Source organism: Streptomyces sp. NPDC054932, assembly GCF_053610205.1.
The window spans coordinates 53286-78217 of sequence record NZ_JBSGXU010000016.1 but is presented as its reverse complement, the minus strand read 5'-3'; the positions used below and the strand labels follow the sequence as shown (position 1 = coordinate 78217).

General features: G+C 72.0%; 22 protein-coding genes. 14 read left to right on the top strand and 8 right to left on the bottom strand.

Going from position 1 to position 24932, the window contains the following annotated elements; translation table 11 throughout:
- The 3 genes from ACWGE1_RS07250 to ACWGE1_RS07240 form a co-directional block, all read left to right on the top strand.
- On the top strand, positions 1-3293 hold a 3293-nt coding region (locus tag ACWGE1_RS07250; protein WP_453419561.1), incomplete at its 5' end, for a response regulator.
- Positions 3253-5880 carry a SpoIIE family protein phosphatase gene (locus ACWGE1_RS07245; protein ID WP_453419560.1) on the top strand — a complete coding sequence of 876 codons (2628 nt, stop codon included), beginning with the start codon at positions 3253-3255 and terminating at the stop codon, positions 5878-5880. The genes ACWGE1_RS07250 and ACWGE1_RS07245, both read left to right, overlap by 41 nt.
- Before the next feature lie 86 nt (positions 5881-5966).
- Entirely contained in the window at positions 5967-6521 is a 555-nt protein-coding gene (locus ACWGE1_RS07240) for a YbaK/EbsC family protein (RefSeq protein ID WP_453419559.1), read from the top strand.
- Positions 6522-6539: 18 nt separating this feature from the next.
- Here ACWGE1_RS07240 and ACWGE1_RS07235 read toward each other — a convergent pair whose 3' ends face one another.
- Positions 6540-7253, bottom strand: coding sequence for an intradiol ring-cleavage dioxygenase (locus ACWGE1_RS07235; protein ID WP_453419558.1), 714 nt, complete (start codon positions 7251-7253; stop codon positions 6540-6542).
- 212 nt (positions 7254-7465) lie between these two features.
- Between ACWGE1_RS07235 and ACWGE1_RS07230 the strand changes: the two genes are divergently transcribed.
- Positions 7466-7996, top strand: a complete 531-nt coding sequence (locus ACWGE1_RS07230; protein WP_453419557.1) for a VOC family protein — start codon at positions 7466-7468, stop codon at positions 7994-7996.
- Between the two features lie 31 nt (positions 7997-8027).
- On the opposite strand, the gene ACWGE1_RS07225 is transcribed toward ACWGE1_RS07230, so the two are convergent.
- The gene (locus ACWGE1_RS07225) at positions 8028-8879 is read right to left on the bottom strand and encodes an aldo/keto reductase (RefSeq protein ID WP_453419556.1); all 852 of its coding nucleotides are present in this window, start codon (positions 8877-8879) and stop codon (positions 8028-8030) included.
- A 95-nt stretch (positions 8880-8974) separates the two neighbouring features.
- Between ACWGE1_RS07225 and ACWGE1_RS07220 the strand changes: the two genes are divergently transcribed.
- Positions 8975-9097 carry a hypothetical protein gene (locus ACWGE1_RS07220; RefSeq protein ID WP_453419555.1) on the top strand — a complete coding sequence of 41 codons (123 nt, stop codon included), beginning with the start codon at positions 8975-8977 and terminating at the stop codon, positions 9095-9097.
- Here the strand turns inward: ACWGE1_RS07220 and ACWGE1_RS07215 are convergent.
- Entirely contained in the window at positions 9087-10106 is a 1020-nt protein-coding gene (locus ACWGE1_RS07215; protein WP_453419554.1) for a hypothetical protein, read from the bottom strand. The genes ACWGE1_RS07220 and ACWGE1_RS07215 overlap by 11 nt on opposite strands.
- A gap of 730 nt (positions 10107-10836) precedes the next feature.
- Here ACWGE1_RS07215 and ACWGE1_RS07210 point away from each other — a divergent pair.
- The 5 genes from ACWGE1_RS07210 to ACWGE1_RS07190 all read left to right on the top strand — a co-directional run bounded on the left by ACWGE1_RS07210 (position 10837) and on the right by ACWGE1_RS07190 (position 16519).
- Positions 10837-12408, top strand: a complete 1572-nt coding sequence (locus ACWGE1_RS07210) for a S8 family peptidase (protein WP_453419553.1) — start codon at positions 10837-10839, stop codon at positions 12406-12408.
- Between the two features lie 398 nt (positions 12409-12806).
- Positions 12807-14234 (top strand): rifampin monooxygenase, encoded by a 1428-nt coding sequence (rox, locus tag ACWGE1_RS07205; RefSeq protein ID WP_453419565.1) that lies wholly within the window; start codon positions 12807-12809, stop codon positions 14232-14234.
- 82 nt (positions 14235-14316) lie between these two features.
- On the top strand, positions 14317-14685 hold the full coding sequence (locus tag ACWGE1_RS07200) for a hypothetical protein (RefSeq protein WP_453419552.1): 369 nt from the start codon (positions 14317-14319) through the stop codon (positions 14683-14685).
- Between the two features lie 21 nt (positions 14686-14706).
- A complete protein-coding gene (locus ACWGE1_RS07195; RefSeq protein WP_453419551.1) occupies positions 14707-15612 on the top strand; it encodes an AraC family transcriptional regulator in 906 nt (301 codons plus the stop codon).
- A 157-nt stretch (positions 15613-15769) separates the two neighbouring features.
- Complete coding sequence (locus tag ACWGE1_RS07190; RefSeq protein WP_453419550.1) at positions 15770-16519, top strand: SDR family oxidoreductase; 750 nt, start codon at positions 15770-15772, stop codon at positions 16517-16519.
- A gap of 10 nt (positions 16520-16529) precedes the next feature.
- On the opposite strand, the gene ACWGE1_RS07185 is transcribed toward ACWGE1_RS07190, so the two are convergent.
- The 3 genes from ACWGE1_RS07185 to ACWGE1_RS07175 all read right to left on the bottom strand — a co-directional run bounded on the left by ACWGE1_RS07185 (position 16530) and on the right by ACWGE1_RS07175 (position 18748).
- Complete coding sequence (locus ACWGE1_RS07185) at positions 16530-16847, bottom strand: hypothetical protein (RefSeq protein ID WP_453419549.1); 318 nt, start codon at positions 16845-16847, stop codon at positions 16530-16532.
- A 109-nt stretch (positions 16848-16956) separates the two neighbouring features.
- On the bottom strand, positions 16957-17520 hold the full coding sequence (locus ACWGE1_RS07180; RefSeq protein WP_453419548.1) for a hypothetical protein: 564 nt from the start codon (positions 17518-17520) through the stop codon (positions 16957-16959).
- A gap of 490 nt (positions 17521-18010) precedes the next feature.
- A complete protein-coding gene (locus ACWGE1_RS07175) occupies positions 18011-18748 on the bottom strand; it encodes a VOC family protein (protein ID WP_453419547.1) in 738 nt (245 codons plus the stop codon).
- 205 nt (positions 18749-18953) lie between these two features.
- Here ACWGE1_RS07175 and ACWGE1_RS07170 point away from each other — a divergent pair, with 205 nt between their 5' ends.
- From ACWGE1_RS07170 to ACWGE1_RS07160, 3 genes are all read left to right on the top strand, one after another.
- Positions 18954-19520: a TetR/AcrR family transcriptional regulator gene (locus ACWGE1_RS07170; protein ID WP_453419546.1), complete on the top strand. Its 567-nt coding sequence runs from the start codon at positions 18954-18956 to the stop codon at positions 19518-19520.
- A 24-nt stretch (positions 19521-19544) separates the two neighbouring features.
- Positions 19545-20456 (top strand): SDR family oxidoreductase, encoded by a 912-nt coding sequence (locus tag ACWGE1_RS07165; RefSeq protein ID WP_453419545.1) that lies wholly within the window; start codon positions 19545-19547, stop codon positions 20454-20456.
- 66 nt (positions 20457-20522) lie between these two features.
- Positions 20523-20750 (top strand): hypothetical protein, encoded by a 228-nt coding sequence (locus ACWGE1_RS07160; protein WP_453419544.1) that lies wholly within the window; start codon positions 20523-20525, stop codon positions 20748-20750.
- A 22-nt stretch (positions 20751-20772) separates the two neighbouring features.
- Here ACWGE1_RS07160 and ACWGE1_RS07155 read toward each other — a convergent pair whose 3' ends face one another.
- A complete protein-coding gene (locus ACWGE1_RS07155; RefSeq protein ID WP_453419543.1) occupies positions 20773-21495 on the bottom strand; it encodes a hypothetical protein in 723 nt (240 codons plus the stop codon).
- A 28-nt stretch (positions 21496-21523) separates the two neighbouring features.
- Positions 21524-22147: a hypothetical protein gene (locus ACWGE1_RS07150; RefSeq protein ID WP_453419542.1), complete on the bottom strand. Its 624-nt coding sequence runs from the start codon at positions 22145-22147 to the stop codon at positions 21524-21526.
- Between the two features lie 239 nt (positions 22148-22386).
- On the opposite strand from ACWGE1_RS07150, the gene ACWGE1_RS07145 reads away from it, so the two are divergent.
- Positions 22387-24930 carry a bifunctional serine/threonine protein kinase/MFS transporter gene (locus ACWGE1_RS07145; protein WP_453419541.1) on the top strand — a complete coding sequence of 848 codons (2544 nt, stop codon included), beginning with the start codon at positions 22387-22389 and terminating at the stop codon, positions 24928-24930.
- Positions 24931-24932: the final 2 nt, after the last annotated feature.

Here is a 24932-nt window from a genome sequence, read left to right as displayed (position 1 = left end):
CGATGGTCGACCAGCTCTCCGCGTTCGCCGACGAGGTGACGCGGGTGGCCCGGGAGGTCGGCACCGAGGGCCGGCTGGGCGGCCAGGCGGACGTCAAGGGCGTCTCCGGCACCTGGAAGGACCTCACCGACAACGTCAACGTCATGGCGTCCAACCTGACGGGCCAGGTGCGGTCCATCGCCCAGGTGGCCACGGCCGTCGCCCGCGGCGACCTCTCGCAGAAGATCATGGTCGAGGCGAAGGGCGAGGTCGCCGCACTGGCCGGCGTCATCAACACGATGGTCGACACCCTGTCCGCGTTCGCCGACGAGGTGACGCGGGTGGCCCGGGAGGTCGGCACCGAGGGCCGGCTCGGCGGCCAGGCCCAGGTGCCCAACGTCGCGGGCACCTGGAAGGACCTCACCGACAACGTCAACTCCATGGCGAACAACCTCACCGGCCAGGTCCGCAACATCGCCCTCGTCACGACGGCCGTCGCCAACGGCGACCTGTCCAAGAAGATCGACGTGGACGCGCGCGGGGAGATCCTGGAGCTCAAGACCACCATCAACACGATGGTCGACCAGCTCTCCGCCTTCGCCGCCGAGGTCACCCGGGTCGCCCGCGAGGTCGGCAGCGAGGGCCGGCTCGGCGGCCAGGCCGAGGTCGAGGGCGTCTCCGGCACGTGGAAGCGCCTGACCGAGAACGTCAACGAGCTGGCCGGCAACCTGACCCGGCAGGTCCGGGCCATCGCCGAGGTCGCCAGCGCGGTCGCCGAGGGCGACCTGACCCGCTCGATCACCGTCGACGCCTCGGGCGAGGTCGCCGAACTCAAGGACAACATCAACTCCATGGTCGGCTCGCTGCGCGAGAGCACCCGGGCCAACCAGGAACAGGACTGGCTCAAGTCCAACCTCGCCCGCATCTCCGGCCTGATGCAGGGCCACCGGGACCTCGCCGTCGTCGCCGAGCTCGTCATGGACGAGCTGACGCCGCTGGTGGCCGCCCAGTACGGCGCCTTCTACCTCGCCGAAGAAGGACGCCACGGCACCGTACTCACCCTGGTCGGCTCCTACGGCCGCCCCGCCGGCACCGCCCTGGGCGTCGGCTTCGCCCTCGGCGAGTCCCTGGTCGGGCAGGCCGCACGCAGCCACCGGATCATCGCCACCGACCGGGTCCCCGGCGACTACGTCATCTCCTCGGGCCTCGGCCACACCACCCCGGGCAGCCTGATCATCCTGCCGATCGTGGTGGAGGACCAGGTCCTGGGCGTGATCGAGCTCGCCTCCTTCTCCGCCTTCACCCCCGTGCACCGCGACTTCCTCGGCCAGTTGATGGAGACCATCGGCGTCAACGTCAACACCATCGTCGCCAACGCCCGCACCGACGAACTCCTGGAGGAGTCCCAGCGGCTGACCGGGGAGCTCCAGGCCCGCTCGGAGGAACTGCAGGTCCAGCAGGTGGAACTGCAGCGCTCCAACGCGGAGCTGGAGGAGAAGGCGGCCCTCCTCGCCAGCCAGAACAGCGACATCGAGGCCAAGAACCTGGAGATCGAACAGGCCCGGCAGGAACTGGAGACCCGCGCCCAGCAGTTGTCGCGCGCCTCCACGTACAAGTCGGAGTTCCTGGCCAACATGAGCCACGAGCTGCGGACACCGCTCAACAGCCTCCTGATCCTCGCCCAGCTGCTCGCACAGAACCCGACCCGCAACCTCTCCCCGAAGCAGGTCGAGTACGCGGGCGTCATCCACTCGGCGGGCTCCGACCTGCTGCAGCTGATCAACGACATCCTCGACCTCTCGAAGGTCGAGGCGGGGAAGATGGACATCAACCCCGAGCGGGTGCACCTGCCGCAGCTGCTGGAGTACGTCGAGGCCACCTTCCGCCCGCTGACCACGCAGAAGAGCCTCGACTTCACCGTCACCACCGCCCCCGACGCCCCGGCCGACCTGCTCACCGACGATGCGCGGCTGCGCCAGATCCTGCGCAACCTGCTCTCCAACGCCGTCAAGTTCACCGAGCGCGGCGGCGTCGAGCTGCGGATCGAACCGGCCGCGGGCCCCGAGGTCCCCGCCGGGCTCACCGGCCGCGCGCCCATGCTGGCCTTCCGGGTACGGGACACGGGCATCGGGATTCCCGAACAGCAGCTGGAGTCCGTCTTCGGAGCCTTCCAGCAGGCCGACGGAACCACCAGCCGCAAGTACGGCGGCACCGGCCTCGGCCTCTCCATCAGCCGCGAGATCGCCCAACTGCTCGGCGGCGCCGTCACCGCGGAGAGCACACCGGGGCAGGGCAGCACCTTCACCCTCTACCTGCCGGTGAGCCGGGAGGACTACGAGGACGAACCCGCCACCGACACCCCCGCGGCGGCCCGGCGGTCCACTGCCGCCGGACCCTCCGCTCCGGTGGGCGGCGCGGGCCCGGCCGTCACCCCCGTTCCGCCGCAGCGCCAGGCCCGCCGGCTGCTGGTGATCGAGGAACGTCCCAACGGCCTGCTCTCCCTCGTCGCCGAGAGCGCCGACCGGGACTTCGCCCCCGGCCACCAGCCGCCCGGGGACCACCGCGAGGGCCTCCAGGTGGTCAATGCCACGAGCTCGCTGGAGGCCGCCGCCGCCCTGGCGTCGAACTCCTTCCACTGCGTCGTCCTCGAACTCGACATGCCGGACGGCGAGGCCCTGCGCTTCCTCGACGCGCTCGACGGGGACCCGGCGCTCTCCTCCCTCCCGGTCCTCGCGCACAACAACCCCCGCCTGAAGACCGGGCAGGAGCGGGCGCTGCGGGAACGGGCCGTGTCACGCCGGCTGGAACTGCTGTCGAGCCTGGACGAGCTCCGGGAACGCATCGTGCTGCACCTGTCCGCCGACCGGCCCGGCGACGTACTGCCCCTCGCCCACGGGGAGGCGGACCGCCGGCAGACCACGCACGTGCTCGACGACGGCCTGGCCGGACGCACCGTCCTCGTCGTCGACGACGACGCGCGCAACCTGTACGCCCTCAGCGGCGTGCTGGAACTGCACGGCATCCGCGTCCTCCACGCGGAGGACGGGCGCAAGGGCATCGAGACGCTCACCCGCAACGAGGGCGTCGACCTGATCCTGATGGACGTGATGATGCCCGAACTGGACGGCTACGCGGCGACCGCCGAGATCCGGCGCATGCCGGCCTACTCGGGGCTGCCCATCATCGCCGTCACGGCCAAGGCCATGCCGGGCGACCGGGAGAAGAGCCTCGCCGCGGGAGCCAGCGACTACGTGACCAAGCCGGTCGACGCCGATGACCTCATCGCCCGCGTCCGGCACTGGCTCACCGCATGACCGCCGCACCGGCCGCTCAGGTCGCCCCGCCCGCTCAGACCGCTCCGTCCACCCCGTGCGCCCCCACCGCCCCGGCCACCCCCACCGCCCCGTCCGCCCGAGCACGTCCCCCGTGGCCCGCCCCACCGGGCCACGGCCGTCACAGCAAGGAGCCGGCAGCACGGTGAGCACCCCCGACACACAGCAGCACGACGATGCGCGGTCGCCGCAAGCGGTGGTCGGGGAGCCGTGCCGCGGCGCCGCCCCGCACCAGGCCCCCACACCCCTGGGGCGCCTGGTCGCCACCGTCGAACGGCTGCGCCGCGAGGTGCGGGAGGCGCAGGCCGCCGCCGACGGCAGGGCCCTGGTCGAGCTGGCCAAGGGCATCCTGATCGGACAGCTGAGCTGCACCCCCGCCGCTGCGGCCCGGCAGCTCGACGAACTGTCCCGCGAGACCGGACTGTCCCCGCTCGAACTCGCCGCCGACATCGTCAACCAGGCTGCCCACGACCACGTCAGTGAGGTCGCGGCCGAGTTCGTCGAGCGCACCGGCACCCCGGAACCCGCCGAGCGGTCCACCGCCGTCGCGGTACGGCTGCGCACCGCCGAGAGCGGGGTCCTGGCCGCGGCCGCCGACACCCAGGCGGTGGCCGGGTCCCTCCTGACCAACGCTTTGGGGCCCCTGGGAGCGGTCGCCGTCGCCGTGTGGAGCGCGGCCCCCGACGGCTCCCTGGCCCTCGCGGGGCACGCCGGGTTCATGCCCGGGGAGGCCGCCCGCTGGTGCCACGTGCCCCCCGGTGTCTCCACCGTCGCCCGGCTCGCGCTGCGCGAGCGCCGCCTGGTCGCGCTCGCCCGCCTGAACCGCGAGGGACTTCCCTCGATCGGCCACCTGCAATGGCCCGACGGCGGACGGATGGCCGTACCCGCCGGGACCGGCGGACGGATACACGGAGTCCTGGAGATCTGCTGGCCGCAGCCCCTGGCACCGCAACCCCCGCAGATCGAGCGCCAGGTCGAAGCCCTCGCCGAACTGTGCGCCCGCACCATGGACGCCGCACCCCCCGGCGATCCCGGCATCCCCGAAGCGGTGCTCCCGGACGTCGTCGAGCTGATCGACCTCGCCGAGGGCCTGCACGATCCCGCCGTGGTCCTCACCCCGGTGCTCGACCCCGAGGGCCGGCTGACCGACTTCCGCATCCGCCATGCCAGCAGCAGGTTCGTCGACCCCGCCGGGCGCCGGCGCGGCGACGTGAACGGAGCACTGCTGCTGGAGGCCTACCCGATGGCGGCCGGCGAGAGAGGACTGTTCGACATCGTCGAGCACGTCCACGCGACGGGTGAGCCCTTCCGCGCCGAACGCATGAGCCTGACCGCGCTCGTCGACCAGATCCCCCTCACCTCGGTCGCCGACATCAGCGTCAGCCGGCACGGCGCGGCCGTCCTGCTGATCTGGCGCGTCGAGGACGAGACGGCGCGACTGGCCGACCTCCTCCAGCACGCCCAGCGACTGGGCCGGATCGGAGGCTTCGAGGAGAACCTCAGCACCGGCGAGACCACCTGGAACGCGCAGCTGTACGCGCTCCACGGACTCCCGGCCACCGCACCGCCCGTACGGCTGCGGGAACTTCCCGGCTACGCCCACCCCGACGACTCCGCCGCCCTCGGCCGCTTCCTGCGCGCCGTGCTGCGCTACCGGCGTCCGGCATCCGTCAATCTCCGCCTCCGGCGGTCCGACGGGATCACCCGCCACATCCGCGTCGTCGCCGAGCCCGTCCTCGACGCCGACCAGCGGCTCCACGCCGTCCGCGGCGCCTACCAGGACATCTCCGCGCAGCACTGGACCGAGGTCGCCCTGGCCGCGACCCGGGACCAACTCGCCCACAGCGAGGCCGAGTCCGCCGAACGCAACCGGCTCGCCCTGCAGCTCCAGCACGCCATCATGCCCCCCACCCCGCCGGCCATCGAGGCGCCCGGCCTGCGCGTGGCCGTCCGCTACCGGCCCGCGGAGACCGAGTCGCTCGTCGGCGGCGACTGGTACGACACCGTGGTCCTGCCCTCCGGGCTGATCATGCTGTCCGTGGGCGACGTCGCCGGACACGGCATCGAGGCCGCCACCGGCATGGTCGTCCTGCGCAACGCCCTGCGCGGCCTCGCAGTGACCGGAGCGGGCCCCGCCCAGCTGCTCTCCTGGCTGAACACGGTCACCCACCACCTCGCCAAGCACGTGACGGCCACCGCGGTCTGCGGACTCTTCGACCCCCGCACCAGGGTGATGCGGTGGGCGCGGGCCGGGCACCTGCCGCCCGTACTCGTCCGCGGCGGCGAGGCCGAGGCCTTCCCGCTCATCGAGGGGCTGCTGCTCGGCGCCCTCCCCGAGGTGACGTACGCCGAGCGGGAGGTGCAGCTCGAACAGGACGACACCCTGCTGATGTTCACGGACGGCCTGGTGGAGCGGCGGGACTCCTCGGTGCAGGACTCCCTCGGTCACCTCGTGAACGCGGCGGCCGCCTGCGCCGGAGACCTGGACCGCCAATTGGACCGGCTCCTCGCCGAGAGCCGGTCCGACACGGACGACGACACCTGCGTCATCGGGATCCAGGTCGGCTGACGGGTCGGGCGACACCCCGCTCACCCGGTGACGGGCGCGGGCGGACGGCCCCCAGGGGCGTGAGGGGGCCGTGTTAGCGTGCGGGCATGCGCGCTCCCATCGGGCCCTTCGACAACGCCCTGCCGGCACCCGACTGCCTTGCGGAACTCACCCCGCCCGTGGCCGCAGCGGTCGGCGGCTGGGCCGGGGACGTGCCCGCCGAGCAGATCCTCTACGTGGACACCGACCCCGCGATCGCCGACACCGGAGCCTTCGTCGCGCACTACGGTCAGGAACTGCTCGGTCAGTCGGCGAACTGCGTGGTGGTCGCCGCCAAGCGCGGCGGCGAGGTCACCCTCGCCGCCTGTCTCGTGCCCTCGGGCGGCCGGGTGGACGTCAACGGGGCCGTCCGGCGCCGCCTGGGTGCGCGCAAGGTCTCCTTCGCGCCGATGGAGACGGCCGTGGAACTGACGGGCATGGAGTACGGGGGCATCACCCCGCTGGGCCTGCCTGAGGGCTGGCCGCTCCTGGTGGACGCGGCGGTCGCCGACATGCCGTACGTGCTCGTCGGCAGCGGACGCCGCCGCGGCAAGCTCATCGCCCCCGGGAAGCTGTTCGCGCAGCTCCCCGGCGCCGAACTCATCGAGGGCCTCGCGCTCTGACGCTCCGACGCTCTGAGGTCAGGCGATTCCCACGGTGTACGCGGCGCGGTAGCCGTCACCGTCGGGGACGAGGGCCAGCGTCATCGCGGCTCCGGCGGCGCGGTAGCGGCTGTCGCGGGCATTGGGGTGCTTCGGCGCGCGGCGGTCGGTGTACGGCGGGCGCGCGTACGCCTTCACCAGGAGGTCCTCGGGGAAGAAGAACTGCGAGGTCGTCTCGGTCCGGCTGTCGGGCCGCACCTTGAAGTGGATGTGCGGTGCCAGTCCGGCGTACCAGCCGGGCACGATCGTGCGGAACGTGCTGCGGCCGGCGCCGTCCGTGACCTGCGTACCGCGCAGGAAGGTGGCCCCGCCCGTGGAGTAGGCGCCCGAGGCGTCGGCGTGCCATACGTCGACGGCGGCGTCCGCGACCGGCCGGCAGCCCGCCGAGACCCGCACCACGGTCACGTCCAGCCGGAACGGCACACCCTTGCGGCCCTCCGTGATGTCCGAGCGGACCCGGTCCAGATCGAGGTAGTACGGGCCGGCTCCCGCCTTCACGGCGAGGACACAGGCCGGGGTGCTGCCCCCGGGCGACGGCGACGGTGAGAGGGACGATGACGCGGACGGCTGCCCTGCCGCCCCTCGGGTCCCGGCCGGGCCGGAACAGGCCGCCGTCAGCGCTGCGACCCCGGCCGATCCGGCGGCCAGCAGGAGGGCGCGGCGGCTGGTCGGGGAACTGCCGTTCTCGGTCATGCGAACCTCTCCCGCACGCTGCGCGGCCGCCGCACGGGACGCGGCGGCCACCGCCCGCGCCCACCGTGCCGGACGGAAGGCACCCCGGCCACCACCGACACACCCGGTCGCGTCGACACGTCCGGGATCCACACCCGAAGGAGGACAGGAACTGACCTCATTCGTGCCTACGGTGGTGATGTCACGAGGAGCGACGGAAGAGGACGAGGCCGATGAACCAGGACCACTCCGCACCCGAGGGCTACACCAGCGTCGCGCCGTGGGTCGTCACCGACGACACCGGAGCACTGCTCGACTTCATCACCGCGGCCTTCGACGGCGAGGAGATCGCACGGGTGTCGGTCGAGGACGGCAGCATCGGCCACGGCGAGATCCGGGTCGGCGACACGGTCGTGCTGGCCTTCGACCGACGGCCCGACTGGCCGGTGATGCCCTCCCTGCTGCGCGTCTACGTGCCCGACGCGGACGCCGCGATGGCCGCTGCCGTCGCTCACGGAGCCCGGGTGATCACCGAGCCCGCCGACAGTGCGTGGGGAGACCGCGGAGGTCGGGTGAGGGACCCCTTCGGCAACATCTGGTGGGTGATGAGCCGGGTCGAGGAGGTCGCTCCGGACCAGGCATGGCAGCGCATGGCCGAGCCGAAGTACGCCGAATCGATGCGCACGGCCCAGCAGACCCTCGACGCCGAACTGAGCGGCCGGGCGTCCGGCGTCGCCAGCACCCCGCAGCGTCCGCCCCTCTAGACAGCCTCTGCACCGGGGGTCCGGACGCCGGTCAGACGGCCAAACGGTCGAGGGCGGCCCGCTGCGCCCGGCTGAGCCGGAGGTCCGTCGCGGCGACGTTCTCCTCCAGATGGGCGAGCGAGGCCGTGCCCGGGATCGGTACCACGACCGGGGAACGGGCGAGCAGCCAGGCGAGCAGGAGCTGCGGTGTCGTCGCGCCGGCTTCAGCGGCGATGGCATCAAGTTCCATCGCGCGGGCGGGTGTTGCCGCGGCGACGGGACGCCAGGGGAGGAAGGCGATCCCGGCGGCCTCGCACGCTTCCAGGACGGGCTCGTACTCCCGGTCCAGCAGGTTGTAGCGGTTCTGCACGCTCGCGATCTCGGCCGTCCGCCGGGCCTCGGCGAGTTGCGCGGCGGTGACCTCGGACAGCCCGATGTGCCCGATCTTCCCTTCCTGCTGGAGGTCGCGCAGCGCACCCACCTGTTCGGCGACCGGTACCTCCGGGTCGATCCGGTGCAGTTGGAGCAGACCGATCCGTTGCGTACGGAGCCGCCGCAGTCCGTGCTCGACCTGCTCGCGCAGGCTGTCCGGACGTGCGTCGTAGCTCCAGCCCTCGGGGCCGTCGTTCCGCACGACTCCCACCTTGGTGGTGATCAACAGGCCGTCGGGGTAAGGGTGCAGGGCCTCGGCGAGGAGTTCCTCGTTGGCTCCCCACCCGTAGAGGTGGGCGGTGTCGATCAGACCGACCCCCAGCTCGACCGCGCGCCGGGCGACCACGATCGCGCCGTCCCTCGCGGCACCGGCTCCGGTCGGCAGGCGCATGGCGCCGAACCCGAGCCGGGACACCGGGAATTCACCGCCGATGGAGAAGGCTCCGGCCGCTGCGGGTGTGCTTGAAGTCATCGGTTTCCCCTCGTCGGTGCGACCATACCCGGCCCGCCCCGGACCGGGCCGCGGATCCGGCGCCCGGGGGGAGGGGCCCCGGGGCCGGGCACTTCATGCTGCGCAGCACCGTCAACACCAAGTGCCTGGTGGTGCAGGGGCGCGAGGCGGCCCGTCCCGCGGTGCAGGCGTCCTGCGGCGAGGAGTACCGCGACCAGTGGCGGCACCTCAGGACCTGACGGCTGCTCCAGGCCCTGCCGGCACGCCCGGACCGGGTGCGCCGGGGATCCCGCGGACGAGTGTCCGCAGCATCGCAGCGCCCGCCACCACCGCGCAGAGATGCAGCACCATCGCGACGACAGGTTCCTCGGGCCGGCCGGCGCCAACCGGTTCCGCCCATGCCATGTAAAGCGTGATGGGCAGCTTCCAGCCGCTCCACGCGAACAGCGACCCCGACCCCACCCAGCCGAACACCAGCGGCAACCACCGTGGCAACCGGGCAGGCCGCGTCCGGGCGATCATCCCGGCGGCGACGGATCCGGCGAGTGCCCAGAACCCGGAGACGGCCCCCAGCACGTACCAGTCCGTGATCCGCTCCGCCGGGCGCGCGATTCCCACCGTGCCTCCGGCCGCCCAGTAGAGCCAGGCCAGTCCGACCGCCGTACCGAGGGCGGCCGCCCACAGCGGCGCCGTGCGCGGGCCGTCGCCGACCCGCCCGGCGAACGCCTGCGGCCAGCGCCGCCTCAGATACGCGGGGACCGCGAGGGCCAGCCCCAGCCCCATTCCCAGAAAGCTGAACTGGACCAGTACGCCCTCCCACACCGGCATGGCCGGATCCGCCGGCGCGGCCGGTGCGGCCGGATCCGCGCCGCCGGCCGGTGGCCCGCCCGCGTCCAGGAGCGATCCGAGCACGGCGAACGGCAGTATCGAAACGAGGAAACCCGACCCCACCCACGCGCAGAACACGACGGCCGCTCCCGGTATCCGCATCCCCCACGGCCGCACCAGAGCGAGCCCCAACGCGATCCCGATCGCCGCCATGCCGATCGTGACGGTGTTGAGCACCACCCACTGCGCCTTGCCGAAGCCACTGCCGACCGGCAGCACCCCCATGAGCGAGCCGGCCACCCACGAAACCTTGATCAGTAAGTACGGCAACAGCGCCAAGGCCGCCCCGTAGGCCGCTCTCCGCCCGACCCGATCCCACCGCTCCACCCCGGAACCCCTTTCCACCAGCAGGAATTCCATCTTCGAAGGTCCCTCCGACCGGCCACATCCCCCGTCGGAGGGACCCGCCTCCCCCGGCCGGGGGAGGCCACGCCGTGCCGCGCAGGGGGAAGGGCCGAGCCCCCGCACGAAAGTTTCACAATTCGGCCCGGCCGGGGCTCCGGACGCCTCCGCCGGAGCCCCGAGCGACTCCGCCGCTCGCCGTGGCCCGCTCCGGACCCGCCCGCGTGGGCCGCTGCCGAGAGCCTCTGCGGGCCCCGGTCCGCGAACGACGGGATCGGCACGGGGAAGCCGGCTTGGCGTGAACCCGCCCAGCCCGCGGAACCGGCGGAGTGCGCCCCTCCGCCAACGACACCGAGAACGGCCCAGGCAGGGGCGGCACCGGCCCGTACCGCCGGGAGCGAGTCCGGCTCGGCGGCCGGTTGCGGCACCGCGGCCGGATCCGGCGTGAAATCGAGGTCCCAGGGGCCACCGTGGTCGGGGCAGTGCGAGTGCAGTGTCCGCGCGTCGGCGCACGCCCCGTCCCGGGGACGGTCCGACCGGTCCGTGCCCGCGTCATGTGCGTCACGTCTTTGCTGAATCATGGCCGGGGCATGGCAAGGATGTTACGCGTCCGTCGGCCTCTTGTGGGTGAGCCGGAGGTGGGTCAACCTTTCGAAGGCGGCCGCCTGTTGGACTCATTGTCATGAACATGTCCTACGGGTCGTCGTCTCATCCCCGCAGTGCACCACCCATGAGGAGGACCCCCCACATGTCCGTGATGCGTCACACCCGCCGGAGGATCGCCGGCATCAGCGCGACCGCCGTCGTGGCCCTCGCGCTCGGCGCGGCCGCCGCGTTACCCGCATCCGCGGCCGACGGCGGCGCGCAGGGCGTCATCGAGAACGCCGGTGCCGCCGGAACCGTCTCCGGCAGCTACATCGTGACCCTGAAGGACTCCGCGGCCCGGTCCACCGCCGACAGCGGCAAGGCCGTCGCGAAGCGGTACGGCGCGCGGATCGACAAGACCTACAGCGCCGCCCTCAACGGCTACTCCGTCGAGGTCTCCGAGGCGCAGGCCAAGAAGCTGGCCGCCGACCCGGCGGTCAAGTCGGTCGTGCAGAACCGTGTCTTCACCGTCGACGCGACCCAGCCGAACCCGCCGTCCTGGGGCCTCGACCGCATCGACCAGCGTGCGCTGCCGCTCAACCAGAGCTACACCTACCCCGACCAGGCCGGCCAGGGCGTCACCGCCTACATCATCGACACCGGTGTCCGCATCACCCACCAGGACTTCGGTGGCCGCGCCACCTACGGCTACGACGCCATCGACAACGACAACACCGCCCAGGACGGCCACGGCCACGGCACGCACGTGGCCGGCACCGTCGCGGGCGGTGCGTACGGCGTGGCCAAGAAGGCCAAGATCGTCGGCGTCCGCGTCCTCGACAACAACGGCTCCGGTACGACCGCCCAGGTCGTTGCGGGCATCGACTGGGTGACCGCCAACGCCGTCAAGCCGGCCGTCGCCAACATGTCGCTCGGCGGCGGCGCCGACTCCGCGCTCGACACCGCCGTGCGCAACTCCATCGCCTCCGGCATCACGTACGGCGTCGCCGCGGGCAACGAGTCCACGAACGCATCGACGAAGTCCCCGGCACGGGTGGCCGAGGCCATCACCGTCGGCGCGACCACCAACACCGATGCCAAGGCGAGCTACTCCAACTACGGCTCCGTCCTGGACATCTTCGCGCCGGGCTCCTCCATCACCTCCTCGTGGGGTACCGGAGACACCGCGACCAACACCATCTCCGGCACCTCGATGGCCACCCCGCACGTGGTCGGCGCAGCGGCGCTCTACCTGTCGCAGAACCCGGGCAGCACCCCCGTCCAGGTGCGCGACGGCCTGGTCGCCGCCGCGACCCCGAACGTGGTGACCGGCCCCGGCACGGGCTCGCCGAACCTGCTCCTCAACGTCGGTGCCGGTGGCACGGTCCCGCCGGGCAAGCGCTTCGAGAACACCGCCGACTACGCGATCAACGACAACGCGACCGTCGAGTCGCCGGTCACCGTCAGCGGGGTCGCCGGTAACGCCCCGGCGGCGCTGACCGTCGCGGTCGACATCAAGCACACCTACATCGCCGACCTCAAGGTGGACCTGATCGCGCCCGACGGCACCGTCTACAACCTGCACAACCGCACGGGCGGCAGCGCGGACAACATCATCAAGAGCTTCACCGTCAACGCCTCCTCCGAGGTCGCCAACGGATCGTGGAAGCTCCGGGTGAACGACAACGCGAACATCGACACCGGCAAGATCGACTCCTGGGCGCTGCAGTTCTGAACCATCGGAACGGCGCGTGACTTCTGAGCCGCGGTGAACAGGCGGGGGCGACCACAGGGCGGTCGCCCCCGCTGCGTTGTCCCCACGCACCAGCCGCTCCCCGCGGTGTTCCCGGGCGGCGTTCTCACGCGGCGCGGGCACAGCACGGCAGAGGGCAAAAGAAAAGGCAAGAGGGGAAAAGCGCCTCTTGCCACTCTCAAGATATAGCGCACCAGGGGCCTTGCGGCAAGACCCCGGTCGTGCTGCAGAATCTCCGATCGAAGCCAGTACCTGCCCAAAACAGGGCTCGCGGTGCATTTGCGGGCACTCGGGGCGCAGGCGTGCCTGAGCACGCCGCCCCACTGCGCGGAACGACTGGCACAACGCACCTTGTTGAATGGGGGATTCTGATGATCGACGTGATCGACGTGATCGTCGCCGGCGGCGGACCGACCGGCTTGATGGTGGCCGCCGAGCTGAGGCTGCACGGTGTGGACGTGCTCGTGCTGGAGAAGGAGACGGAGCCGGCCGCCTTCGTCCGTGCGCTCGGCCTGCACGTGCGCAGCATCGAGGTGATGGCCCAGCGCGGTCTGCTGGAGCGGTTCCTCGCGCACGGCCGGAAGTACGAGGTCGGCGGCTTCTTCGCGGGCCTCGGCACGTCATGGCCCGACCGGCTCGACACCGCCCATTCGTACGTCCTCGGCATCCCGCAGACCACCACCGACCGCCTCCTGGCCGAGCACGCCACCGAGCTCGGCGCCGAGATCCGGCGCGGCTGCGAACTGGTCGGGCTGAGCCAGGACGAGGACGGGGTGACCGTCGAGCTGGCGGACGGTACGCAGCTGCGCTCGCGCTACCTCGTCGGCTGCGACGGAGGCCGCAGCACGGTGCGCAAGCTGCTCGGGGTCGGCTTCCCGGGCGAGCCCTCGCGGGTCGAGACGCTATTGGGAGAGATGGAGCTCACCGAGGCACCGGAGCAGCTGGCCGCTGTGATGGCCGAGGTCCGCAAGACGCATCTGCGGTTCGGCGCAGCGCCCCTCGGGGACGGGGTGTACCGCGTGATCGTGCCCGCCGAGGGGGTGGCCGATGACCGTACGGTCCCGCCGGACTTCGAGGAGTTCAAGCAGCAGCTGCGGAAGTTCGCCGGCACCGACTTCGGCGTGCACTCACCGCGCTGGCTGTCCCGTTTCGGCGATGCCACCCGGCTGGCCGAGCGCTACCGGACCGGCCGGGTGCTGCTGGCCGGCGACGCGGCGCACATTCACCCGCCGACCGGCGGCCAGGGCCTCAACCTCGGCATTCAGGACGCGTTCAACCTCGGCTGGAAACTGGCCGCCGCGGTGGGCGGCTGGGCGCCGGAGGGCCTGCTGGACACCTACCACGACGAACGGCACCCGGTGGCCGCCGAGGTGCTGGACAACACCCGCGCGCAGATGGAGCTGATGTCCACGACGCCGGGCGCCCGGGCGGTGCGCCGGCTGATGTCCGAGCTGATGGAATTCGAGGAGGTGAACCGGTACCTGATCGAGAAGATCACCGCGATCGGGCTCCGCTACGACTTCGGCCGGGGCCACGACCTGCTCGGCCGGCGGATGCGGGACATCGAGCTGAAGCGGGGACGCCTCTACGGGCTGATGCACGGCGGCCGCGGGCTGCTGCTCGACCGGACCGGCCGGCTCTCGGCGGCGGGCTGGGCGGACCGGGTGGACCACGTCGTCGACGTCAGCGACGAACTGGACGTGCCCGCGGTGCTGCTGCGGCCGGACGGCTACGTGGCGTGGGTCGGCGAGGACCAGCAGGACCTGCTCGGCGGGTTGCACACGTGGTTCGGTGCTGCGGATCATTGACCGTCCACGGGGCGCGGGGCGGTCATCCACCCCGCGCCCCGCACGTCGCATCCCCGCATCCCGACGGCCCACGGAGAACCACATGGCAGCGAACCAGGGAACGAGTCCGGCCCGGCGGCTGCGCGTCGGCATCGCCGCCGGACTCGCCCTCGATTTCCTGGCCACCCTCGTGATCTCCTTCGGACTGTTCGCCATCGGGCTCCTGCTGCCCGGGATCACCGAGGACTACGGCCCCGCCACCGGCCCCGGCTCGCCCACAGCCCTCGCCTTCTTCGGGGCCGCCGTCGCGCTGATCTGCTCCCTCGCCCTGACGGCGGGTCTGCTCTCCCGGGCCAGGACCGATCGCGCCCGCCGCCTCGCCCTGTCGCTGTCGGCCGGCCGCCTCACGCTGCTGGTGGTCGGCGTGGCGACTCTCGTCGTGTACGGCATCGTCACGATCGAGCTCGCCTGACCCGGTGCTGCAATGAAACGCATGTACCTCGAAGAGCTCCGCACCCTCCTGGCGGGGCACGCACGCTCCGACTGGACCACCGCCATCGACGGCGTCCTGATCTCGAAGGTCGACCGGCCGGATCCACCGGCTCCCTCCATGTCCGGCACGGTCCTGGCGGTCATCGCCCAGGGAGCCAAACGGCTCGCACTGGGCGAAAGGGTCTACGAGTACGGCGCCGGCCAGTACCTGGTGGCATCCGTCGACCTCCCCGTCACCGGGCAGTTCACCCAGGCCGACCCGGAGCACCCGGCCCTCGGCTTCGGCCTCGTGCTCGAACCGTCCGCCGTCGCCGAGCTGCTCCTGCAGGCCGGGCCCGGAGACACTCCCCGAAGCGGCGCGAGCGCCCCGTCGGGAATCGCCGTCAGTGACGCTTCGCCCGCTCTGCTCGACGCGGTGGTCCGGCTGCTGCGCCTGCTCGACGAGCCCCGCGACCGCGCCGTGCTCGCCCCCCTGGTCAAGCGCGAGATCCTGTGGCGTCTGATCACCGGAGAGCAGGGGGCGACAGTGCGCCAGCTCGGCCTCGCCGACAGCGGCCTCAGCCACGTCTCCCGGGCCGTGCGCTGGATCCGCGAGCATTACGCCGAGCCCTTCCGGGTCGAGGACGTGGCGCGGCTGGCAGGCATGAGCGTCTCCGCGTTCTACCGGCAGTTCCAGGCGGTGACCGCGATGAGCCCCATCCAGTTCCAGAAGCAGATCCGCCTCCAGGAGGCCCGGCTGCTGCTCGCCACGCACCCGGGCGACGTCACGGGGGTCGGCCGGCGCGTCGGCTACGACAACCCGTCGCAGTTCAGCCGCGAGTACCGCCGCCGGTTCGGCGCACCCCCGAGCCGGGACGCGGCCCGCCTGCGCAGCACCGTACGCACGCCCGCGGGTGTGCTGCCCTGAGGACAGCAGACCGAGGGGGAGAGGATCGTGCAAGGGCCCGCGAGGATAGTTCTACTGTTTCCGCAGGTCAGAGCGATTCAATGGGATCAGTAGTTCTTCCGCCGAGCAGGAAGATGCCTGACGATCCGCGGATCCCACCACTCGCAAGGGGCTCACCATGAAGACCGTTCTGATCACCGGTACCTCCTCCGGATACGGGCGGGAGACCGCCCTGTACTTCCACGAGCAGGGGTGGAACGTCATCGCCACGATGCGCACACCGCGTACGGACGTCCTGCCCGCGTCGGACCGGATCCGCGTCCTCGAGCTCGACGTGACCAGGCCCGGGTCGATCACGGCCGCGCTCGCGGCGGCCGGACCCGTCGACGTCCTGGTCAACAACGCGGGCGTCCCCTCGATCGGCGTGTTCGAGGGCACCCCCACGGCCCGCGTGCGGGAGGTCTTCGAGACCAACACGTTCGGGGTGATGGCCATGACGCAGGCAGTGCTGCCCCGGTTCCGCGAGCGGGGCTCCGGCGTGGTGGTCAACGTGACCTCCAGCGTGGTGCTGGGCGACATGCCGCTCTCGGCGGTCTACAAGGCGAGCAAGATGGCCGTCGAGGGCTTCACGGCGTCCCTCGCGCTCGAACTCGCGCCCTTCGGAGTGCGGGCCAGGACGGTTCAGCCGGGCGCCTGCCTGACGACGAACTTCGCGGTCAGGGCGACGCACGGCGGGGCGCCGGACGAACTGGTTCCGGCCCCCTACGCGGCCTTCGCGAAGCAGGTCATGGACGAGTTCACGGGCCAGGACCTGTACACCACGGAGAGGGACGTCGCCCGGACGGTGTGGCAGGCCGCGCACGACACGACCGGTCGGCTGCACTTCCCGGCCGGAGCCGACGCGGAACGGCTCGCCCGGGCGAAGTGAGGCGGAACGGTCAGGGAGCCGGTGCGGGCGGGACCCGGTGGATCACCTCGGGCAGGTCGCGCGGAACCGAGGCGGCCCCACCGGCGCGCACGGCGTCCACCACCGCCTGGTGCAGGAGGCGGCTGCCCTCCTCGGATGCGCAGGGCACCGGACTGCCGGTCACGGTGAACCAGTCCGAGCCGCCGCTGTACTGCACGGCCACATGCGCCTCGGGATCCGACCAGGTGGTGTGCACGGTCAGGTCCCCGCTGAGGACCCCCGCCTCGTCGGTGCGTACTCCACCTCTTCCGGCGAAGACTCCTGTCGTCGTCCACGAAGCCCAGGTCATGGCGCATCGCCCCTCACCGCGGAGTGATCTGATGCTTCCACGCTACGGCGGGTCCGGGGTTCTCGCGTCCTCGCGCCCCGGGCGGGCCGTAGAGGGCCGCGGGCCGGGATCAGTGGCCGGCGGCGGCCTTGACCAGGGCGACCGCGGTGCCGATGGCCGCGTCCAGGGCGCCGGCCAGGAGGGCCAGACCCGTGCCGCCGCCCATGCGGATGCCCCCGTACCAGCCCCAGGCGAACAGACCGGCGACGCTCACCCCGGCCGAGATCAGCAGGGCGGTGTCCACCGCCATCACCCCGAGCGCCGCCGCACCGATCAGGACCAGCGGTCCCACCGCGGACAGCAGCAGCGGGCTGCTGACGGACAGCATGCGGCGCAGCTCGCGGCCGGTCGCCAGACGGCCGTGGACGACGCGATGGGCCTGCTGGTCCGCGACCAGCGCGGCCAGCCAGAGGCCCACCGCGGTGGTCAGCACGGTCGCGGCGGCTCCGGCGGCGCCGGTGTGGTCGGAGCCCGCGAGCCCGATCACCACCGAGATCATGGTGATGGTCGCGTACAGACGCTCCTTCAGCTGCGCGGCGGCGAACCGCGGATCGCGGTCGAAGGCGTGCCCGGGGGCCGGTCCGGGGGCGGCGCCGCCGGGGGACCCGGCCGGGGGCGTCTGGTCAGGGGCCATGCCGTCCACCGTAGGGCCGGGCGGCGGCCGTGCCCCGGAGGCGGGCGGGCAGCGCGCCGTCCGGCCCGCGAACGCAGGGACCGTGACCGGGCTCGCGGTGTGCTCCCGCCTCAGGTCGAGTTCGTGCTGCGCCGCATCGAACACCGGCAGCTCACCCGGCCGGCCCCTGACGACACCGACGCGGACGCCGTGTTGCTGCACATCGCAGGCCAGTGGGACTCCCGTACGACGCCCTCGGCATCCCCCTCCGAGCTGGCGGAGGTCACCGGTCCGGGCCCCAGCAGGCTCCGAGCAGCCCTGGCCCACCTCAGCGCTGTTTCAGAGGTGCAGTTGTCCCGCGGGAATCCACCAGGGTCTGCCGACCCGATGAAGGTGGCCCGGGCCGCTCGCCTTGAGGTTCTGGCGGACTGGCAGATGATCAACCACAGGCGCCCGCGCCCCGGAGCGCAGGCGCCGTCGGCCCGAAACCGGCCGGAGCCGTTGCCCGAGGTCAGAGAGGGGTGAGGAGGCAGAACTCGTTGTTCTCCGGGTCGGTCAGAACCGTCCAGGGGATTGCAGACTGGTCGATACCGGGGTCGGTGGCGCCCAGGGCGCGCAGGCGGGCTTCCTCAGCTGCCGGTTCGTCACCGGGGTAGGGGCGGATGTCGAGGTGGACGCGGTTCCACACGCTCTTGGTGTCGGGTGTGCGGACGAACTCCAGGTAGGGGCCGACGCCTTTGGCGGAACGCATGGCCGCGTGGTCGTCCGTGACCTCGTGGAGCGTCCAGTCCATCGCCTCGCCCCAGAAGCGGGCCATGGCCCGGGGATCGGCGCAGTCGACCACCACCGCGGCGATCGGCCCGGTGTCCCGGTAGATCGGACGGGGTTCCAGGACGCAGAACTCGTTGCCCTCCGGGTCGGCCATGACCGTCCAGGGGACGTCGCCCTGACCCACGTCGGCGAGCGTCGCGCCCAGATCCTGCAGGCGTGCGACCAGCTCTGCCTGATGGGCGGTCGAGGTGGTGGCCAGATCAAGGTGCACCCGGTTCTTCACCGTTTTGGGTTCCGGGCCGGCGACGATGTCGATGCAGACGGCCACGGGGTCGGGGTAGGAGAAGCCCACGGGTTCGAGGTTGGTCACGCCGGGCGCCTCGCTGTCGACACCCCACCCGAGCGCCTCCGCCCAGAACCGGCCGAGCGCGGAGTCGTCCCGGGCCTTCATATTGATCTGTACGAGTCGTGTTGCCATGCCGGAGATCCTAGAAGCTGACCTCGGCCCGCGCCGCGGTGACCGGCCACGGACCGCCGGCTGCCGACGACTCCGCCGACGCCCACGAACGCAAGGCGGACCACGTCTTCCGTGACTTCCCGGACCGCCGATGCTTTAATAAATGAACAAGCATTTATTAAAGAGGAGGAGCGGCGTGGTCGGACGCCCCCGTGGAGTGGAAGACGTGGTCATCCTGCGTGCGGCGACCGAGGTGATGGGGCGATCGGGTCCTGCCGGACTCACCCTGGCGGCGGTGGCCCGCGAGGTCGGTCTGGTGCCCGGCACGCTGGTCCAGCGTTTCGGCTCGAAACGCGGACTGATGCTGGCGCTGGCCGATCAGTCCGTACGGGACGCGGACGCGCCGGCCGACCGGGTGCGGGAGGAGCAGGATTCCGCGCTGGACGCCCTGGCGGCGCTGATCGCGCAGTGGATGGCACCCGTGGTCACTCCGGAGACCTTCGCCCACCATCTGGCGTTCCTGTGCATGGATCTCACGGACCCGGAGCTCCATGAGCGGGCCCTCGCCGTGCACCGGGCCCAGCGCCGGGCGATCGGGACACTGCTGGCCGAAGCCTCTTCCGCCGGTGAGCTCGATGCCGCGACGGACGTCGAGGCACTCACCGCGACCGTGCAGGCCGTCACCTCGGGCGCAGGTCTCGTCTGGGCCCTCGACCGCCGGGGCACTCTCGTCCAGCGCGTCCGGCAACAGCTCGACACGGTGCTGGCCCCGCACACCACCACCTCCGGCTGAACCGCTGGAAGACCTGGAGAACACATGACGACGCAGACACGACAGCTGGCCGGAAAGGTGGCGCTGGTCGCGGGCGGTACCCGGGGTGGCGGACGGGGAATCGCCGTCGAGCTCGGAGCCGCCGGCGCGACGGTCTACGTGACCGGCCGCAGCAGCGGAGCGCAGCGCTCCGACCTCGACCGCCCCGAGACCATCGAGGAGACGGCCGAGAGGATCACCGCCGCCGGAGGCCTGGGCATCCCGGTCCGCACCGACCACAGCAGCCCGGACGAGGTCCGGGCCCTGGTCGCGCGGATCGCGGCCGAGCAGGACGGACGGCTCGACATCCTCGTCAACTCCGTCTGGGGCGGGGACCCGCTCACCGACTGGGAACACCCCCTGTGGGAGCAGGACCTGGACCAGGGCCTGCGCCTCCTGCGCCAAGCGGTGGAGACCCACGTGATCACCAGCCGGTACGCGCTGCCGCTGATGGTCGCCCGGCGGAGCGGCCTGGTCGTGGAGGTCACGGACGGCAACACCGCCCGCTACCGTGGCTCCTTCTTCTACGACATGGCGAAGTCGGCGGTGATCCGCCTCGCCGTCGCACAGGCCGCCGAGCTGCGGCCGCACGGGGTTGCGGCCGTCGCCCTGACGCCGGGGTTCCTGCGCTCGGAGGCGATGCTGGAGCACTTCGGCGTCACCGAGGCCGACTGGCGGGACGGTGCGGCCCAGGACCCGAACTTCGCCCATTCCGAAAGCCCCGCCTACCTGGGGCGGGCCGTGGTGGCCCTGGCGGCCGACCCGGACGTCATCGCCAGGACCGGCCGGGCGCTGGCCACCTGGAACCTCTACAAGGAGTACGGCTTCACGGACGCGGACGGCACCCGGCCCGACTTCGCCGCGCACTGGGCCAGGAACCTGGAGGGGGAGTACGGCCCCCTCGGCGACCCGCTCTGAGGCGGCCGCGCGCTCACCCCGGGGCGCGAGGGTGACCCCGTAGGGGCGTCCGGTGTTGATGACGGCATGGACGATGTGGACGATGTGCTGGACGTGCTGGACGTGTTCCTGGATGGCGTGACGGAGCCGCGCCTGAAGCTGATCAGCGGGGACGAGGCACGGGCCCTGATGGTGCTCCTCGGGCTGCTCGACCACGACGAACAGCCGGAGGAGATCCGCCGGGCCGCGGGCGAGATGCGGTTCCGCATCGCGTCCCGCCTCGGCAGACCGGCCCAGGCCGACGGCCGGTTCTGAGGGCTCTCCCGGCGCCCGCGGTTCAGCCGGTGCCGTTCTCGAAGTCCAGGTTGACGGGATGGAGGGGAACGGGGGAGGTGGTGTCGGTTGCGGGCACGGAGTCGTCAACGACATCGATCCGCAGGTCATCGAGCCAGATCTGCCCCGTTCGCTCCATGACTGCGCCGAAGTTGATGTAGGCGGCGGATTCGGGGACGTCCAGCACGATGGCGTACCTGCGCCAGCCCGAGCTTCCGGCGATCCGGCGTTCCGGATCACGCATGTTGTCGAAGGCGAGAGCGTGATCGCGGGCGTCGTCCACGCGCATCCAGATGCCCGCCCAGCCGACCACGTCCCGCGCCTTCACCATCGCCGTCAACCGGAGCCGCGTACCCCGGTAGGCATCGGCCTTGAACGTCTGCACCAGAGCCCCGTAGCCCGTGGGGTTCTCGTGGCGGGAGCGGATGAAGGCGCCGGCCCTGCCCGTGGAGAACACCTCGAAGTCCAGGCCGACCTCGTAGTCCTCGGGAACCGACCCCGAGACGCTCCAGCCCCTCGGCGTGGTGTCCTGAGGGGCGACGGCCGGCCGGCGCACGTCCATCTCGGCGAGGATCCTGGTCGTCTCGGCCCGCGTCCGGTCGGCTTCGGCCTCGAGCTTGCGGGTCTCCGCCCGTACCCGGGGCCGGGTGGTCCAGTAGGTGGTGAACGCCACCGCGATGCCGCCGACCACCGGTCCGAGGATGCCTATCAGTGCTGTCGTCCCCATGAGCCCCCCGCAGGTGCCGTTCCGTCCGTCAGTACAGCTTGTTCACCGCGGTGCGCAGCACGTTCTTCCACGCCTCCACCGGCGGGGCGCCCCAGTAGCTCGACCAGCGGACCAGGGTGACGGTGTCCCCGTCGCGGCCCACACCCCACAGGTAGTTGAAGTGAGGTCGTTCCTGGGCGAGCGTGTCGAAGGTGTACATACCCTGGAGGGTGGCGCCCTCCTCCACGTTCACCGCGCCGTGGTCGTAGCCCGTCGCGTTGATGCCGGGTCGCTGGCCCTGGCGTCCCGGGCAGTCGGCGTAGTTGCGCCGGGCCGCGTCCGCGAAGGCGATGGCCTCGTCCTCGGTCGCGAAGACCACCACCTTCTGCTCGGCGGTGGCGGTCTCGGAGGTGGAGAACTCCCGGTGCCAGACATTGACTTCGGGCCGCTGGACCGGCCAGTCCGCCAGGCAGTCGTACGACGGGCCCCATTCCCGCTGGACCGGCGGCGCGTACCACCCGATTCCGTCCCCGAGGCGGATGTCGGAGATGTACAGGGTCCCCGGCCTCGGCCGCCACTGGTCGGCGCTCACCGCCGGCCCCGATGCCACGACGGCCAGCAGTGCGGCCCCCGCCACGACGGCCGATCCGCGCGTCCATGTGCGTACGCCCATCAGCTTTCCCCCGGTTCGTCTGCCTCTCCCCGCCCCGACCGGAACGCGGATCACTCCAGCGTGCGGCAGGGCGACCCCGGGTGCGGATGCCTTTCGGGCTTGATGACCTGAATTGTCGGCGCACTGTCCGAAAACGACAAAGACCTCAACGAGGAATCTTTTCCTCCGGCCGGCGTGTGCCCGCGCGTGATTCGGGCGAGGGCCTGACTCGTGTCAGAGGCTTGGACTACCTTTCTCCCGTGGACCAGCTGATCGCCGAAGACCCGACCCGCATAGGCCCGTACCGACTGATCGCCCGGCTGGGCGCGGGCGGCATGGGCCTGGTCTATCTGGGCCGTTCCGAGGGCGGACGTACCGTCGCCGTGAAGGTCGTACAGGCCGAGTACGCCGGGAATCCCGAATTCCGCAAGCGCTTCGCCCGCGAAGTGGCCGCCGCGCGGCGGGTGGACGGGAACTGGACGGCGGCCGTGCTCGACGCCGACCCCGATGCCGCCGTGCCCTGGGTGGCCACCCGGTACATCCCCGGGCCCGACCTGCGCACCGTGGTCGCCGAGGACTTCGGGCCCCTGCCCGAGCACTCGGTCCGTACCCTCGCCAACCGCCTCGCGCTCGCCCTGCAGGCCGTGCACGAGGCGGGCCTGATCCATCGTGACCTCAAGCCGTCCAACGTCCTCATCACCGTCGACGGCCCCCGCGTCATCGACTTCGGCATCGCGCGGGCGATGGACAGCATGGCCGGGGACAGCCTCCTCACCCGCACCGGTACGTTGATCGGCTCCGCCGGCTTCATGTCGCCGGAGCAGGTCCGCGGGCTCGAACTCACCCCGGCCAGCGATGTGTTCTGCCTCGGCGCCGTCCTCGTTTACGCCTCCACCGGGCGGCTCCTCTTCGGCGCCGGGGACACCGGCCTGAACGCCCACCTCTTCCGGGTCGCCGAGGAGGAGGCGGACCTGACCGGCGTACCGGAGTCCCTGGTCGATCTCGTAGGCGCGTGTCTGGACAAGGACCCGGCCCATCGGCCCACCCCTCAGGAGGTGGCCGCGCGCACGGCGCAGGACCAGGTCGCGGAATGGCTGCCCGGCGCGGTGCTCGCACAACTCGGACGCCATGCCGCCGAGTTGCTCGACTACGCCCCCGACACCCGCGACGCCCCCGACACCCGCGACGTGCCCGACGCTCCTGACGCACCCGCCGAGGCCGTACTGCCGGACCCGCGTGTTCCGCCCGCGCGGCCCCAGCTGCCGCCACATCTGCCGCCTCCGCCGCCCGCCCATGCCCCCGCGGTCCCGGCGCACTTCGCCCCGGGCCAGGGCTTCGGGCCGCCACCGGAGCCGTATTCCCACCACCCCAGGCGGTGGTGGGGCCTGGTGGTCATCGCCCTGGCACAGCTGATGGTGCTGCTCGACGCGACGACCTTCAGCATGGCCGTGCCCGCCGTCCAGGCCGACCTGCACATGTCCGCCGACGCTCTGGGCCCGGTGTTCAAGGCCCATGTGTTCGCCCTCGGCGGCCTGCTGCTGCTCGGCGGGTACCTCGCGGACCTCATCGGGCACCGACTCGCACTGATCATCGGCCTGGTCGGATGCGCGGCGGCCTCGGCCCTCGCGGGTTCGGCCGGCGATTCCGGCACGCTGCTCTGGGCCCGGGCCCTGCAGGGCGCCTTCGGGGCGCTGCTGACACCGGCCGCGCTGGCCCTGGTGTCCACCGGCTTCACCGACCCGAGGGAACGCGGCAGGGCCTTCGGGATCTACGCCGCGGTCATCGGTGGCGGTTCGGTGCTCGGGCTGCTCACCGGCGGATGGCTGCTGGTGTCCCTGAGCTGGCGCTGGTCCCTGTACGCCGGGATCCTCATCGCGGTGGTCGCGCTGATCGGCGCGCTCACCCTGCTGCACGAGCGCCCGGGCCGCACCGGCGCGGGCTTCGACGGGCGCGGCGTCCTCGGCGTGCTGCTCGGCACCGGCGGACTCACCGTCGTCGCGTACGGACTCACCGAGGCGGGCACGGGTGGCTGGACCGATCCGCTGGTCCTCGTCCTGCTGACGCCGGGCGTCGGCCTGCTCGTGGCCTTCCTGTGGTGGCAGACCAGGACGTCGGGCGCGTCCTCGCCTTCCCCGGTCAAGGGCCACGACCGTGTCGGCTGCGTCCTCGCCGTGTTCCTGACGGGCCTGGCTGTCATCGCCTCGCTGCCGGCCCTGACCTTCTACCTGCAGCGGTTCCTCGGCCATGACCCGGTCATGACCGGCGTGGCCCTCCTGCCCATGGTCGCGGCGGTGGTCATCGGCTCCACCCAGGTCGCGGCCCGCATACTGCACCACGTCGCGCCCCGCGTGCCGATCGTGGCGGGCCTGTTGGTCATGGCCCTCGGGCTGCTGCTCCTGACCGGCCTCGAGCCCGAAGGCGCGTACGTGACCCACGTACTGCCCGGCACCCTCGTCACCGGTTTCGGCATCGGCCTCGCGTTCATGCCGCTCTTCGCCACCGCGACCGCCGGCGTCGCCCCGGGGCGCGCCGGCGCGAACTCGGGGACCGTCCTGGTGGCCCAGCACGCGGGCGCCGCGGTCGGCTCGGCGCTGTTCAGCAGCGCCCTCGCCGACCACGTGCGCCGTTCGTCATGGCCGTCCGGGCAGATCACGGGAAGCCTGCTGGACGGCTACACCGCCACCCTCGGGTGGGCGGTCGGCGGATTGGCCCTCGCGGCCGTCGTCGCCGGGCTGACGATCACCGCCAAGGCACCGGGCGATAGCGCCACCGACGCCCCCGACCTCATACGGCAGTACACCTGAGT